Annotated in this window: 13 protein-coding genes; 6 read left to right on the forward strand and 7 right to left on the reverse strand. The window is 70.8% G+C overall.

Annotated features, from left to right (window positions below; translation table 11 throughout):
- The first annotated feature begins 16 nt into the window (after positions 1-16).
- The 5 genes from gap to MSA03_RS09760 all read left to right on the forward strand — a co-directional run bounded on the left by gap (position 17) and on the right by MSA03_RS09760 (position 3,725).
- Positions 17-1,021 carry a type I glyceraldehyde-3-phosphate dehydrogenase gene (gene gap / locus MSA03_RS09740; protein ID WP_028495838.1) on the forward strand — a complete coding sequence of 335 codons (1,005 nt, stop codon included), beginning with the start codon at positions 17-19 and terminating at the stop codon, positions 1,019-1,021.
- A 5-nt stretch (positions 1,022-1,026) separates the two neighbouring features.
- A complete protein-coding gene (locus MSA03_RS09745; protein WP_147050786.1) occupies positions 1,027-2,241 on the forward strand; it encodes a phosphoglycerate kinase in 1,215 nt (404 codons plus the stop codon).
- A complete protein-coding gene (gene tpiA / locus MSA03_RS09750) occupies positions 2,232-3,020 on the forward strand; it encodes a triose-phosphate isomerase (RefSeq protein ID WP_147050788.1) in 789 nt (262 codons plus the stop codon). The genes MSA03_RS09745 and tpiA overlap by 10 nt, the downstream gene beginning before the upstream one ends.
- Before the next feature lie 100 nt (positions 3,021-3,120).
- The gene (secG, locus tag MSA03_RS09755; protein WP_028495835.1) at positions 3,121-3,369 is read left to right on the forward strand and encodes a preprotein translocase subunit SecG; all 249 of its coding nucleotides are present in this window, start codon (positions 3,121-3,123) and stop codon (positions 3,367-3,369) included.
- A complete protein-coding gene (locus MSA03_RS09760) occupies positions 3,369-3,725 on the forward strand; it encodes an RNA polymerase-binding protein RbpA (RefSeq protein WP_028495834.1) in 357 nt (118 codons plus the stop codon). The genes secG and MSA03_RS09760 overlap by 1 nt, the downstream gene beginning before the upstream one ends.
- 18 nt (positions 3,726-3,743) lie before the next feature.
- Here MSA03_RS09760 and pgl read toward each other — a convergent pair whose 3' ends face one another.
- From pgl to tkt, 6 genes are read right to left on the reverse strand one after another with little or no spacing between them, the layout of a single operon-like run.
- Positions 3,744-4,523 carry a 6-phosphogluconolactonase gene (gene pgl / locus MSA03_RS09765; protein WP_147050789.1) on the reverse strand — a complete coding sequence of 260 codons (780 nt, stop codon included), beginning with the start codon at positions 4,521-4,523 and terminating at the stop codon, positions 3,744-3,746.
- Positions 4,524-4,530: 7 nt separating this feature from the next.
- Positions 4,531-5,463: a glucose-6-phosphate dehydrogenase assembly protein OpcA gene (locus MSA03_RS09770; RefSeq protein WP_147050791.1), complete on the reverse strand. Its 933-nt coding sequence runs from the start codon at positions 5,461-5,463 to the stop codon at positions 4,531-4,533.
- Entirely contained in the window at positions 5,460-7,010 is a 1,551-nt protein-coding gene (gene zwf / locus MSA03_RS09775; protein WP_147050793.1) for a glucose-6-phosphate dehydrogenase, read from the reverse strand. Before zwf ends, MSA03_RS09770 begins: the two co-directional genes overlap by 4 nt.
- A 12-nt stretch (positions 7,011-7,022) precedes the next feature.
- On the reverse strand, positions 7,023-8,642 hold the full coding sequence (locus tag MSA03_RS09780) for a glucose-6-phosphate isomerase (protein ID WP_147050795.1): 1,620 nt from the start codon (positions 8,640-8,642) through the stop codon (positions 7,023-7,025).
- The gene (tal, locus tag MSA03_RS09785) at positions 8,639-9,763 is read right to left on the reverse strand and encodes a transaldolase (protein WP_028495829.1); all 1,125 of its coding nucleotides are present in this window, start codon (positions 9,761-9,763) and stop codon (positions 8,639-8,641) included. Before tal ends, MSA03_RS09780 begins: the two co-directional genes overlap by 4 nt.
- Positions 9,760-11,856 (reverse strand): transketolase, encoded by a 2,097-nt coding sequence (tkt, locus tag MSA03_RS09790; RefSeq protein WP_147050797.1) that lies wholly within the window; start codon positions 11,854-11,856, stop codon positions 9,760-9,762. The genes tal and tkt overlap by 4 nt, the downstream gene beginning before the upstream one ends.
- A 202-nt stretch (positions 11,857-12,058) precedes the next feature.
- Between tkt and MSA03_RS09795 the strand changes: the two genes are divergently transcribed.
- Positions 12,059-12,985 (forward strand): heme o synthase, encoded by a 927-nt coding sequence (locus tag MSA03_RS09795; protein ID WP_147050799.1) that lies wholly within the window; start codon positions 12,059-12,061, stop codon positions 12,983-12,985.
- 692 nt (positions 12,986-13,677) lie between these two features.
- On the opposite strand, the gene MSA03_RS14565 is transcribed toward MSA03_RS09795, so the two are convergent.
- Positions 13,678-14,094: a dinucleotide-utilizing enzyme gene (locus MSA03_RS14565; RefSeq protein ID WP_244946389.1), complete on the reverse strand. Its 417-nt coding sequence runs from the start codon at positions 14,092-14,094 to the stop codon at positions 13,678-13,680.
- Between the last annotated feature and the right edge of the window lie 52 nt (positions 14,095-14,146).

Consider the following 14,146-nt stretch of genomic DNA (forward strand, 5'->3'; position numbering starts at 1 on the left):
AATCAGGAGAACTTCCGTGACTGTCAAGATCGGAATCAACGGCTTCGGCCGAATCGGACGCAACTTCCTTCGGGCGGCTCTCGCGCAGGGTGCGGACCTCGAAATCGTGGCGGTGAACGACCTCACCGACAACAAGACGCTTGCGCACCTGCTCAAGTACGACTCCATCCTCGGCCGCCTCGACCAGGACGTCACCTACACGGGCGACTCCATCACCGTGGGCGACAAGACGATCAAGGTCTTCGAGGAGCGCGACCCCGCGAACCTCCCCTGGGGCGAGCTCGGCGTCGACATCGTCATCGAGTCCACCGGCCGCTTCACCAATGCCGAGGACGCCAAGAAGCACCTCGCCGGCGGCGCGAAGAAGGTCCTCATCTCGGCTCCGGCCAAGGGCGAGGACGCGACCTTCGTCATCGGCGCCAACGAGGGCGACTACGACCCGGAGACGCACCACATCATCTCCAACGCGTCGTGCACGACGAACTGCCTCGCGCCGCTCGCCAAGGTCCTCAACGACAACTTCGGCATCGAGCGCGGTCTCATGACGACGGTCCACGCCTACACGGCCGACCAGAACCTGCAGGACGGCCCGCACAGCGACCTGCGTCGCGCCCGCGCCGCCGCCCTCAACATCGTCCCCACCTCGACCGGTGCGGCCAAGGCCATCGGCCTCGTCCTGCCCGAGCTGAAGGGCAAGCTCGACGGCTTCGCCCTGCGCGTGCCGGTGCCCACCGGCTCCGCCACCGACCTCACGGTCGAGCTGTCGCGCGAGGTCACGGTCGACGAGATCAAGGCCGCGTACAAGGCTGCCGCCGAGGGTCCCCTCAAGGGCATCCTGAAGTACACCGAGGACGAGATCGTCTCCAGCGACATCGTCACCGACGACCACTCCTGCATCTTCGACGCCGGGCTGACCCGCGTCATGGGCAACCAGGTCAAGGTCGTCGGCTGGTACGACAACGAGTGGGGTTACTCCAACCGCCTCGTCGACCTCACCGAGCTCGTCGCCAGCAAGCTCTGACGACCATGGCTCTGCGCACCCTCGATTCACTGGGTTCGCTTGCCGGCAAGCGCGTCATCGTCCGTGTCGACTTCAACGTCCCCCTGAAGGACGGCGTCATCACGGACGATGGCCGCGTGCGGGCGGCTCTGCCCACGCTGAACCACCTCATCAACCAGGGCGCGCGGGTCATCGCCTGCTCGCACCTGGGTCGCCCGGACGGCGCGCCGGACGCCAAGTACAGCCTCGAGCCGGTCGCCCAGCGACTGTCCGAGCTGCTCGGCAAGCCGGTCGCCTTCGCGCGCGACACCGTCGGCCCCTCGGCCAAGGATGCCGTCGCCGCCCTGGAGGACGGCGAGATCGCCGTCATCGAGAACCTCCGCTTCAACGCGGGGGAGACCGCGAAGGACGACGCCGAGCGCGGCGCCTTCGCGCAGCAGCTCGCCGAACTCGGCGACGCCCTCGTCTCCGACGGGTTCGGGGTCGTGCACCGCAAGCAGGCGTCGGTCTACGACCTCGCCGAGCTGCTGCCGTCCGCGGCCGGCTTCCTCATCGAGAAGGAGGTCGACGTGCTCGACCGCCTCACCGAGAAGCCGGAGCGGCCGTACGCCGTCGTGCTGGGCGGTTCGAAGGTCAGCGACAAGCTGGGCGTCATCGAGCACCTCCTGCCGCGCGTGGACAAGGTCCTCGTCGGCGGTGGCATGATGTTCACCTTCCTCGCCGCACAGGGCCACAAGGTCGGCAAGAGCCTGCTCGAGCAGGACCAGCTCGACACCGTGAAGGGCTACCTCGCCACGGCGCAGGAGCGCGGCGTCGAGATCGTCCTCCCGGTGGATGCCGTCATGGCATCCGGGTTCGCCGCGGACGCCGACCACGTGGTCGCCGCCGCGGACGCGCTGGAGGACACCGCGTTCGGCGCCGACGGCATGGGCCTGGACATCGGCCCCCGGACCGCGGAGCTCTTCGCGGACGCGATCCGCGGCGCCAAGACGGTCTTCTGGAACGGCCCCATGGGCGTGTTCGAGATGCCGGCGTTCGCCGCGGGCACGAAGGCCGTCGCACAGGCGCTGACCGAGGTCGACGGCCTGTCCGTCGTCGGTGGCGGCGACTCGGCGGCCGCCGTCCGTCAGCTCGGGTTCCCCGACGACCGGTTCGGGCACATCTCGACCGGCGGTGGCGCGAGCCTCGAATTCCTCGAGGGCAAGAAGCTGCCCGGATTGGAGATCCTCGGATGGCAGTGAGCAGAGTCCCGCTCATCGCGGGCAACTGGAAGATGAACCTCGACCACCTGCAGGCGGTCGCGTTCGTCCAGAAGCTGCATTGGACCCTCAAGGAGGCCAAGCACGAGGACGGCTCGGTGGAGGTGGCGGTCTTCCCGCCGTTCACCGACATCCGGACCGTGCAGACGCTCCTCGACGCCGACATGATCCCGTTCGCCCTCGGCGGGCAGGACCTGTCGACGAAGGACTCCGGCGCCTACACGGGCGAGGTCTCCGGTGCGTTCCTGAAGAAGCTCGACTGCACCTACGTCATCATCGGTCACTCGGAGCGGCGCGAGTACCACAACGAGACCGACGAGGTCGTCGCGGCGAAGGTGCAGGCCGCGCTGAAGCACGGCCTGGTCCCGGTCATCTGCGTCGGCGAGACCGCGGCCGACCTCGAGGAGTTCGGTGCGTCGGCTGTCCCGGTCGGACAGCTCGAGAAGGCCCTCGTCGGCGTCCCGGCGGATGCCGACATCGTCGTGGCCTACGAGCCCGTGTGGGCCATCGGCTCCGGACAGGCGGCCACGCCCGAGCAGGCCCAGGACGTGTGCGCCAAGCTGCGGCAGGTCATCGGCGCCGCGCTCGGCGCCGAGGCCGCCGAGCGGACCCGCGTCCTGTACGGCGGCTCGGTCAAGTCCGGCAACATCGCGAGCTTCATGCGGGAGCCGGATGTCGACGGCGCGCTCGTCGGGGGAGCCAGCCTCCTCGCCGACGAGTTCGCCGCGATCATCCGCTTCCAGAAGCACGTCGGCGTCTGATGTGAGCGGCGCGGCCCGGGACACCGGGCCGCGCCGCCCCAGCCGGTATACTCGACCCTTGTGCGATCGGACGTGATCGCCGCGAAAGGCTTCAACGACTGTGCAGACCCTCGAGTTCGTGCTGCAGGTGCTGCTGGGCATCACCAGCCTCCTGCTGACCTTCCTGATCCTTCTTCACAAGGGCCGCGGCGGCGGCCTGTCCGACATGTTCGGCGGCGGCATGAGCTCCGCGCTGGGCTCCTCGGGTCTCGCCGAACGCAACCTCAACCGTTTCACCGTCGTGCTCGCGCTGGTCTGGTTCGTCTCGATCGTCGCGCTCGGCCTCATCACCAAGTTCCAGGGGATCTGATGGCAACCGGAGGAAATGCAATCCGCGGCACCCGTGTCGGTGCCGGTCCGATGGGCGAGCAGGATCACGGCCACCACGCCGACCGCGTCGCCGTGTCGTACTGGGATGCGCTCGGCAACGAGACCGTGCGCTACTTCGCCGCCGGCATCGCCGCGGAGGAGATCCCCGAGACGATCGACTCCCCGCACTCCGGGCTTCCTGCCGGTCGCGACAAGGAGAACCCGCCGGCGCTCGCCAAGGCGGAGCCGTACAAGACGCACCTCGCCTACGTGAAGGAGCGCCGCACCGACGAAGAGGCCGACGCGCTCCTCGAGGACGCGCTGCAGCAGCTCCGCGAGCGGCGCGGCCAGAGCTGAGCAGAGCTGAGCTGAGGCTCAGTACTCCTGGTCGATGAGTTCGGCCGGGACCTGTGCGGCGGCGGCCTCGTCGACGAACAGGATCGTCCGCTTGCGCCCCTTGGCTCCCGCGGCGGGAACGCTCGCGTAGCTCGCGCCCGCGAGGGCCAGGCCCAGCGCCGAGGCCTTGTCGGGCCCGGACAGCACCATCCACACCCGCTTGGAGGCGTTGATCACGGGGCGCGTCAGGGTGATGCGCTCCGCCGGCGGGGCGGGGGAGTCGCGCACCGCGACGACCGCGCGGTCGGTGACCTGGATCTCGCCCCGGTCGGGGAACAGCGACGCGATGTGGGCGTCGGGTCCGACCCCCAGGAAGCAGATGTCGAAGGACGGCCAGGCGCGCTCCGCAGTCCCGAACGCCGCGAGTTCGGCGGCGTACACGTCCGCGGCGCCCTCGAGGTCGAGTCCGTCGTCGGACGCCGCCATCGCGTGCACGTTCGGCGCGGGCACGTCGAGGGCGTCCAGCAGCACGCCCCGGCCCATCGCCTCGTTGCGATCGGGGCTCGCCCGGGGAACGAAACGCTCGTCGCCCCACCAGAAGTGCACCCCGGACCAGTCGATCGCGGTGCGCCCGGGGTGGGTTCCGATCGCCTCGAGCACGTGCGTGCCGATGGCGCCGCCGGTCAGCGCGATGTGCATGCGCTTGCCGTCCGCCGTGCGCTTCGCGACGCGATCGAGGAAGCGTGCCGCGACGGAGGATGCCAGGGAATCGGCATCCGGGCTGACCACGACCCGCTTCTCGGTCCAGAACTCGGCCATCTGACTCCTAGATCGTGGGGGGTCCCAAAAGCTCCCAGCCCTCGGTGATCACCCGACCATACAGGACGTCGGGATCGAGGCGGCGGAGCTCCTCGGCGAGGCATTCGCGCAGCGTCCGGCGGGGCAGGACGATGTCGTGCGAGGGCTGTCCGGGCTGCGTGAGCGTCGCGTCGATGTCGTTGCTGCGCTCGAGGACGATGTCGCCCGAGGCCCGCACGAGACGCACGCTCTTGATGCCGTGGTCCCAGACGTCGCTGCGTGCGTACCGCCATGTGACGTCGACGTCGAGCTTGAGGCGGAGCCAGGCGGCCAGCAGCCCCGTCGACGGGGAGCTGCCCGCGCCGACGACCTCGACATCGGTCACGGGGTCGTACGGGGGCTGGTCGAGGACGGCGGCCAGCTGCTCGCGCCAGTGCGTGAGACGGGTCCAGGCGAGGTCGGTGTCGCCGGGCGCGTAGGAGGGGCCCAGGCGGGACAGGCGGTCCTTCGCGTACGGCTTCGTGGCGGCATCCGTGATGCGGCGCTGCGCCATCCGCCCGACCGGCGACTGCGCGGGCCGGGCCGGGGGCTCGTCCGGCCACCACGCCACGACGGGTGCGTCGGGCAGGAGAAGGCCGGTGACGAGGCTCTCCTCGTTGCTCGCGGCCTCGCCCTTGGCGCGGAGCACGATGACCTCGCTCGCGCCGGCGTCGCCGCCCACGCGGATCTGGGCGTCGAGCTTCGCCTCGCCCTCCGCGTCGCACATCAGCACGATGACGCGCATGGGGTGCTCGCGGGAGGCGTCGTTGGCCGCCTCGATGGCATCCTCCTGCAGGCCGTGGGTCGTCACGATGACGAGCGTCAGCACGCGGCCCAGCGCGACGGCGCCGCCCTCCTCCCGCACGTTGACGAGGGAGCGGGCGATCTTCGACACGGTGGTGTCGGGCAGATCGACGATCACGGGCGCCTCCAGACGCGGCCGTCGCGGGCCAGAAGTTCATCGGCGGATGCGGGACCCCACGAGCCGGGGGAGTACTGCTCGAGCGGACCGCCCTGGGCCGCCCAGTACTCCTCCACAGGGTCGAGGATCTTCCAGGACAGCTCGACCTCCTCGTGCCGCGGGAACAGCGGCGGGTCGCCCAGCAGGACATCGAGGATGAGACGCTCGTACGCCTCCGGGCTCGACTCGGTGAACGCGTGACCGTACCCGAAGTCCATCGTGACGTCGCGCACCTCGGTCGCAGCGCCGGGGACCTTGGAGCCGAACCGGATCGTGACGCCCTCATCCGGCTGGATGCGGATCACAAGGGCGTTCTGGCCGAGCTCGAGGGTCTGGCTGCGCAGGAAGAGATGCTGCGGGGTGCGTTTGAAGACGACGGCGATCTCCGTGACGCGACGGCCCAGGCGCTTCCCGGTGCGCAGGTAGAACGGCACGCCCGACCAGCGACGCGTCGCGATCTCGAGCTTCACGGCCGCGTAGGTCTCGGTGTGCGAGTCGGTGTCCATGCCGTCCTCGGCGAGGAACCCGGTGACCCGCTCGCCGCCCTGCCACCCGCCGGCGTACTGGCCGCGCGCGGTCGCGGTGGACAGGTCCTCGGGCAGCCGCACGGCGGCGAGGACCTTCTCCTTCTCGGCGCGGAGGTCCTTCGCGTCCAGGGAGATGGGCTCCTCCATGGCCGTGAGGGCGAGGAGCTGCAGGAGGTGGTTCTGGATGACGTCGCGCGCCGCGCCGATGCCGTCGTAGTAGCCGGCGCGTCCGCCGACGCCGATGTCCTCGGCCATCGTGATCTGCACGTGGTCGACGTAGTTGCCGTTCCAGATCGGCTCGTACAGCTCGTTCGCGAAGCGCAGGGCCAGGATGTTCTGGACCGTCTCCTTGCCGAGGTAGTGGTCGATGCGGAAGATCGAGTCGGAGGGGAAGGCCACCTCGAGGGCGTCGTTGAGTTCACGCGCCGACTGCAGGTCGCTGCCGAACGGCTTCTCGATGACGACGCGCCGCCAGCTCTCGCCGTCGTCGGCCGTGTCGTCGACGAGCCCGGAGTCCTTCAGCTGCTTCGCGACGATGGGGAAGTCCTTCGGCGGGATCGACAGGTAGTAGGCGTGGTTGCCCATCGTGCCGCGTTCCACGTCGAGTCGCTCCACGGTCTCCCGCAGGCGCCGGAACGCGTCCGGGTCACCGAACTCGCCGGAGACGAAGCGGATGCCCTGCAGCAGCTGCCCCCACGTCTCCTCGCGGAACGGCGTGCGGGCGTTCTGGCGGACCGCGTCGTACACGACCTTCGCGAAGTCCTGGTCCTCCCAGTCGCGGCGCGCGAAGCCGACCAGCGCGAAGCCGGGAGGCAGGAGCCCGCGGTTGGCGAGGTCGTAGACGGCGGGCATGAGCTTCTTGCGCGAAAGGTCACCCGTCACGCCGAAGATGACCAGCGCGCTCGGACCGGCGATGCGGTTCAGGCGGCGGTCACCGGTGTCGCGCAGCGGATTGCGCCCGTGCGAGATCTCGACAGTCATCTGGGGGAACTCCTACTGTGCCGCTTCGAAGAGCGTCAGGACGTCGGCCTGCGGGTCGGTGAGGGTGAGGGTGACGACGGGGCGCCCGTGTGCGGCGAGCACTTCGGCGTCGCCCGCGGCCTGCGCGCGGATGAGCTGCCCGAACGTGAACGGGCGTCCCGGGATCTCCAGGTCGACGTCGGTCGATTCGAGGATCTGCAGGAACACGCCGTGCGCCGGACCGCCCTTGTGGTACTGACCGGTGGAGTGCAGGAAGCGGGGACCCCAGCCGAACGTCGTCGGACGACCGGAATCGGCGGCGACGAGCTCGCGGAAGCCGGACAGCTGCGGCACGGCGACGCGGTCGACGTACGCCTGGACGGCGACGTACCCGTCGGCGGGCACGGCGCGCCAGAGCGCGTCGAGGACCCCGGCGAGGGTGCCGGAGGCGGCGAGGGCAGGGTCGGTGACCCGCACCTCGACGCCGTTCTCCGTGAACGCCGGTGCGCCCGGGGCGGGTGCGGCCTCCAGCATCCCGCGCGTCGCGGTCTTGGCGGACTCGACGTCGGGCTGGTCGAACGGGTTGATGCCGAGCACGCGACCCGCGATCGCCGTGGCGTACTCCCACACGACGAACTGGGCGCCGAGGGATCCGCTGACGAGCACCTCGTCGGGGTGCTGCTCGAGGATCTGGAAGTGCTGCGCGTCGTCGACGAGGCGGACGATCTGCAGGTCCGCGGGCGTCTGCTCGACCTCGGGGGAGACCGGCAGCAGGACGACCGGGAGGATGCCGGTGCGCATCTTGCCCGTCGACTCCGCGACGAGCTGCTCGATCCAGTCCGGAAGCCCCACGATGTGGGTGCCGTCGCTGACGAGCCCCATCTTGTCGCGGCGCGGCGCGCCGCCGGCGATGGCGGCGGCGAGCACGAGAGCAGGGTTCTTCGGGTCGTCGATGGCGACTTCGAGGAGCGTCGCCTCGGCCTCGTCGAGGAGCTCGGCGATGTCGACGCCGGCGAGACCGGCCGGGACGAGGCCGAACGCGGTGAGCGCGGAGTAGCGCCCGCCGACGGCGGGGTCGGCGTGGAACACCCGGTAGCCGGCGGCCTGGGACGCCTCATCGAGCGGCGAGCCCGGGTCGGTGACGACGATGATCCGCTCCGCGGGGTCGATGCCGAGGTCGCTCCAGGCGGCCTCGAACGCCCGCTTGGCGGAGTCGGTCTCGACGGTCGAGCCGGATTTCGACGCGACCACGAGGACCGTCCTGTCGAGGCCGCCGCTCTCGGCGTCGCCGTCGAGGGCCGCGAGGACCTGTCCGGGGGCCGTGGAGTCGAGGATCACGAGGGGCACGCCGGCGGTCGCGGCGATCACCTCGGGCGCGAGCGAGGAGCCGCCCATGCCCGCGAGGACGATCCGCGTGAGGCCCAGGGCGACGAGCTCCGCGCGCAGCGCGGCGATCTCCGCCACGAGCGGACGGGACACCGAGACGGCCTCGACCCACCCGAGCCGGCGTCCGGCCTCCTCGGCGGCGGCGGGACCCCACAGGTCCGCGTCGCCGGCGGTGATGCCGCTTGCCACGAGGCTCGCGACGAGCCCCGGCAGAGTCTGATCGACGACGTCCTTGACGTGGCCGGAGACGTGGATCTCGAAGCTCAACGTGCGCCCTCGGGCGCCGACTGCAGCGCAGCCGTGACGGTGCCCTGCAGGTCGTGCCACGAGGCGATGAACTTCTCGACGCCCTCGTCCTCGAGCAGCTGGGTGGCGTCTACGAGATCGATGCCGACCGCGGCGAGGCCGTCGAAGACGGCGTGCGCGTCGGCGTAGTTCCCGGTGACAGTGTCACCCGTGACGACGCCGTGGTCGAAGGTCGCCTCGAGCGTCTTCTCCGGCATGGTGTTGACGGTGCCGGGCGCGACGAGCTCGGTCACGTAGAGGGTGTCGGGCAGGTTCGGGTCCTTGACGCCCGTCGAGGCCCACAGCGGCCGCTGCACGTTCGCACCGGCATCCGTCAGCGCGGTCGCCCGGGCGTCGGCGAACTTCTGCTCGAACAGCTCATACGCGAGGCGGGCGTTCGCCACGCCGGCCTTGCTCTTCAGGGCCAGCGCGTCCTCGGTGCCGATCGCCGTCAGGCGCTTGTCGATCTCGGTGTCGACGCGCGACACGAAGAAGGAGGCGACCGAGTGGATGCCGGACACGTCGTGGCCGTTCGCCTGCGCCTGCTCGATGCCGGCCAGGTACGCGTCGATGACGGCGGCGTAGCGCTCGAGGCTGAAGATCAGCGTGACGTTGACGGAGATGCCTTCGGCGAGGACCGCCGTGATGGCCGGGAGGCCGGCCTTCGTCGCGGGGATCTTGATGAGCGTGTTCGGGCGGTCGACCTTCGCCCACAGCTTCTTCGCCTCGGCGACGGTCGCGTCGGTGTCGTGCGCGAGGTCGGGGGAGACCTCGATCGACACGCGACCGTCGACGCCCGCCGTGGCGTCGTACACCGGGCGGAACAGGTCGGCGGCGTCGCGCACGTCCTCCGTGGTCAGCTCGAAGATCGCCTCATCGACGTCGGCCCCGCGCGCCGACAGGGCGGCGATGCGCTCGTCGTACGAGTGGTCGGCGGTGTTGCCGATCGCGCCCTGGAAGATCGTCGGATTCGTCGTCACGCCGACGACATCCCGTGTCGCGATGAGCTCGGCGAGGTTCCCCGACTCGATGCGCGCGCGGGACAGGTCGTCGAGCCAGATGCTGACGCCGGCGTCGGACAGTGCCTTGGTGGGGGTGCTCATGAGTTCTCCTTGACAGTGGCGCGTGCGGCCTCGACGACCGCGTCGGCGGTGACGCCGAACTTCTCGAACAGGGTCTTGTAGTCGGCGGATGCGCCGAAGTGGTCGATTCCCACGGACACGCCGCGGTCGCCGACGACGCCGCGCCAGAGGCCCGTGGCCCCGGCTTCGACGGAGACGCGTGCCGTGACGGATGCCGGGAGCACCTTCTCGCGGTAGGCGGCGTCCTGCTCCGCGAACCACTCGAGCGACGGAGCCGACACGACGCGGGCGTTGACGCCCTCGGCGCGCAGGGTCTCCCGCGCCTCGACGGCCAGCTGCACCTCGGAGCCGGTGGCGATGAGGATGACATCCGGCGTGCCGCCGGGGGCTTCGGCGAGGATGTACGCGCCGCGGGCGACTCCGGCGGTGGAGGCGAACGTGTCGCCGTCCGCGTCGCCCTCGCCGCGGGCGAAGACCGGGATGTTCTGGCGCGTGAGCGCGATGCCGGTCGGGCCGCCGTGCCGGCGGAGGATCTCCAGCCACGCCGCCGCCGTCTCGTTCGCGTCGGCCGGGCGCACCACCGTGAAGTTCGGGATGAGGCGCAGGGTCGCGAGCTGCTCGATGGGCTGGTGGGTGGGGCCGTCCTCGCCGAGCGCGACGGAGTCGTGCGTCCAGACGAAGATCGACGGGACGTCCATGAGCGCTGCCAGTCGCACGGCGGGGCGCATGTAGTCGCTGAAGATGAGGAACGTGCCGCCGAACGCGCGCGTCGGACCGTGCAGCACGATGCCGTTGACGATGGCGCCCATGGCGTGCTCGCGGATGCCGAAGTGCAGGACGCGGCCGTACGGGTCGCCGGACCACTCGTGCGTGGACCACTCGGCCGGGATGAAGCTCTTGCCGGACTTGATCGTGGTGAGGTTCGACTCGGCGAGGTCGGCTGAGCCGCCCCACAGCTCGGGGAGCTGCTCGGCGAGGGCGTTGATGACCAGACCGCTCGCGGCGCGCGTCGACACGTCCTTGCCGGCCTCGAACGACGGCAGGGCGCCGTCGATGTCGGCGGGGAGCTCGTGGGCCTGGACGCGGTCGAGGAGGGCCTTGCGCTCGGGGTTCGCCGCAGCCCAGGCGTCGAAGGACTTCTGCCACGCGGCGCGGGCCTCGGCGCCGCGGTCGGCGAGCCCGCGCGTGCGCTCCAGGACGTCGTCCGCGACGACGAAGGTCTGCTCGGGGTCGAAGCCCAGGACCTTCTTGGTCGCGGCGAGCTCGTCGCCGCCGAGGGCGGAGCCGTGGATCTTGCCGGTGTTCTGCTTGCCGGGGGAGGGCCAGCCGATGATCGTCTTCAGGATGATGAGCGACGGCTTCGCGGTCTCGCCCTGCGCCGCCTGGATCGCGGCGTGGAGCTCCGCGACATCCTCGACGTACTCGCCGGTCTTCTTCCAGTCCACCGTCTGCACGTGCCAGCCGTAGGCCTCGTAGCGCGCCGCGACGTCCTCGGTGAAGGCGACATTGGTGTCGTCCTCGATGGAGATCTGGTTGGAGTCGTACAGCGCGATGAGGTTGCCGAGCTGCTGGTGGCCGGCGAGGCTCGAGGCCTCGCTCGTGATGCCCTCCTGCAGGTCGCCGTCACCCGCGATGACGTAGACGAAGTGGTCGAACGGGCTCTCGCCGGCCGCCGCCTCCGGGTCGAACAGCCCGCGCTCGTAGCGGGCCGCGTACGCGAAGCCGACCGCGGAGGCGAGGCCCTGGCCGAGCGGGCCGGTCGTGATCTCGACGCCGGACGTGTGGCCGTACTCGGGGTGGCCGGGCGTCTTCGAGCCCCACGTGCGCAGGGACTTGAGGTCGTCGAGCTCGAGACCGAACCCGCCCAGGTAGAGCTGCACGTACTGCGTCAGGGAGGAGTGTCCCGCGGAGAGGATGAAGCGGTCGCGGCCGAGCCAGTCGGTGTCGGTCGGGTCGTGGCGCAGCACCCGCTGGTACAGCAGGTAGGCCGCGGGAGCGAGGCTCATCGCGGTGCCCGGGTGACCGTTGCCCACCTTCTCCACGGCGTCCGCCGCGAGGATCCGGGCGGTGTCCACCGCGCGTCGATCGATCTCGTCCCACTGCAGCTCTGACACTCGGTCGCCTTTCGTCTGGGGATGTGCGCCCGATGCGGGCCGGATCGCGGCCTCAGGAGGAGGGGACCGGCGCGGGCGCGCAGATGCCCCTCAGCATAACGAGTCGGTATGCGCGACGGGTCATGGATGGCGTCGCGTGACGCCGATCCCTCCGGAGCGGATGCCATAGACTGGACAGGACCGATCAACAGCGGCGGGGGCGATGGACATCACGACGACGCGCGAGGTCGAGCACGCCTCGACACGCCAGTCCCTGGGCCGTACCGTCCGCGCGTACGTCGCGCTGACGAAGCCGCGGGTCCTCGAGCTGCTGCTCGTCACGACGGTTCCGGTCATGATCCTCGCGGCCGATGGACTCCCCGACCTGTGGCTGGTCCTCGCGACCGTCATCGGCGGCTCGATGAGCGCCGGCTCGGCCGCGTCGTTCAACATGTACCTCGATCGCGACATCGACGCGCACATGCACCGTACCGTGAACCGGCCGCTGGTCACGGGGGAGGTCACTCCGCGCGGCGCGCTCATCTTCTCCTGGACGCTCGCCGTGGCATCCACGGTCTGGCTGCTCGTGACGACCAACTGGCTCGCGGCGGCGCTCAGCGCGTTCGCGATCTTCTTCTACGTCGTGATCTACACGATCCTCCTGAAGCGCCGCACCGAGCAGAACATCGTGTGGGGCGGCATCGCCGGCTGCTTCCCGGTCGTCATCGGCTGGTCGGCCGTGACCGGCTCGCTCAGCTGGGCGGCCCTCATCCTCTTCCTGCTGGTCTTCCTGTGGACGCCGCCGCACTACTGGCCGCTGTCGATGAAGTACAAGGGCGACTACGCCGAGGTCGACGTGCCCATGCTCGGCGCGACGCGCAACGGCTCGCAGGTGGGGCTCCAGGTCATCCTGTACGCGTGGGCGACCGTGGCATCCTCGCTGCTGCTCATCCCTGTGGCCGGCATGGGCCTCGTCTACTCGGTGACGGCGGTCGTCTTCGGCGCCTGGTTCATCTACGAGGCGCACGTGCTCTACAACCGCGCCGTGCGCGGTGCCGACACGACCGCCATGCGCGTCTTCCACGCGTCGATCACCTACCTCACCCTCGTGTTCGTCGCGATCGCGGTCGACCCGCTGCTGCCCTTCTAGCGCCGGGCACCCTGGCGCGGCCGTTGCCGTGCTGCCGCGCGACCTGATGTGACCCGCGCCGGACCCGGGACCTGAGTGGCTCGCGTTCGCTGCCCAGGTTCACTCGCGCCGAAGTGCGGGTGCGGGGTGCGAGCACCCGCCATTCGGCGCGGGTGAGTGCCGGGGTGGCCGTTCGTCCGCGCTGAATGGCGGGTCGGATGCCGCGACACCCGCACTTCAGCGCGGTCGAACGCAGCGGCGGGGTCTCGCGGTGGTGAGCGCAGCGCGATGGGCGTGGGGCGGGCAGGCGCGAGCGGCGCCGCCCTCGGCGCCCGTGTTCATTCGCGTCGAAGTGCGGGTGCGGGGTGCGAGCACCCGCCATTCGGCGCGGGTGAGCGAAGAGGCCCACGCTCGTCCGCGCTGAATTGTGGGTCGGATGCCGCGACACCCGCAATTCGGCGCGGGCGAGCGCGGCGCGGTTGAACGCGGCGGCGGGGAGCGCAATGCGGGGAGCGCAATGCGGGTGCGCGGCGGGGGAGCGCGGCGCGAGCGCGCGCGGCGGGTGAGCGCCACGCCGCGGGTCGGGCAGGACGCCGCGGGTCGGGCGGGACGCCGCGGCGCGGAGCCGTCAAGACAGCACCGCGCCGCATCCGGGGACCCGAGGCTGGGCCTGGGTCCGGGATGCGGCGCGGTGCGACGCTGACGCGGGGACGTCAGCGGGTGACGGGGGTCTCCGCGACCTCGGTGTCCGCGGCGGGAGCCGGCGCGACGACGGTCTCGGCCGGCGCCTCGGCGACGGGCGCGACGGGAGAGGTCGCCTCGACGGGCTCGTCCCACGCGGCGGCCTCGATGACCTCGACGGTGGGGGCCGGGGCGAAGGCGCGCAGTGCGCCGAGCGTCAGGGCCAGGGCCAGGCCGATGAGGCCGACGCCGATGAGGATGGCGCCGAGAACGCCCCACACCTGTCCGGCGTAGACCTCGACACCGGTCGCGGTGCCGTCGGTGAGGGTCGTGACCATGGTGCCGATGTTGGTCGTCAGGACGTACGAGCCGACGCCCACCGAGGCGAGCGATCCGACCACGAGCAGCCAGAACGGGATGCTGCGGGTCAGACGGGGGCGGGGGTTCATGTGGTTCTCCTTGATGGTTGGGGTGGCCGTGCGGCGGCGCGATGCGTCCGCG

Origin of the sequence: Microbacterium saccharophilum, from assembly GCF_007992455.1 — a bacterium.
Taxonomy (GTDB): domain Bacteria; phylum Actinomycetota; class Actinomycetes; order Actinomycetales; family Microbacteriaceae; genus Microbacterium; species Microbacterium saccharophilum.

What these genes read in the sequence shown, in the direction of transcription:
- MSA03_RS09745 (WP_147050786.1), top strand. Translation starts at nt 1,027, where the DNA reads ATGGCTCTGCGCACCCTCGATTCACTGGGTTCGCTTGCCGGCAAGCGC.
- tpiA (WP_147050788.1), top strand. Translation starts at nt 2,232, where the DNA reads ATGGCAGTGAGCAGAGTCCCGCTCATCGCGGGCAACTGGAAGATGAAC.
- MSA03_RS09760 (WP_028495834.1), top strand. Translation starts at nt 3,369, where the DNA reads ATGGCAACCGGAGGAAATGCAATCCGCGGCACCCGTGTCGGTGCCGGT.
- pgl (WP_147050789.1), bottom strand. Translation starts at nt 4,523, where the DNA reads ATGGCCGAGTTCTGGACCGAGAAGCGGGTCGTGGTCAGCCCGGATGCC.
- zwf (WP_147050793.1), bottom strand. Translation starts at nt 7,010, where the DNA reads ATGACTGTCGAGATCTCGCACGGGCGCAATCCGCTGCGCGACACCGGT.
- tal (WP_028495829.1), bottom strand. Translation starts at nt 9,763, where the DNA reads ATGAGCACCCCCACCAAGGCACTGTCCGACGCCGGCGTCAGCATCTGG.
- MSA03_RS09795 (WP_147050799.1), top strand. Translation starts at nt 12,059, where the DNA reads ATGGACATCACGACGACGCGCGAGGTCGAGCACGCCTCGACACGCCAG.
- MSA03_RS14565 (WP_244946389.1), bottom strand. Translation starts at nt 14,094, where the DNA reads ATGAACCCCCGCCCCCGTCTGACCCGCAGCATCCCGTTCTGGCTGCTC.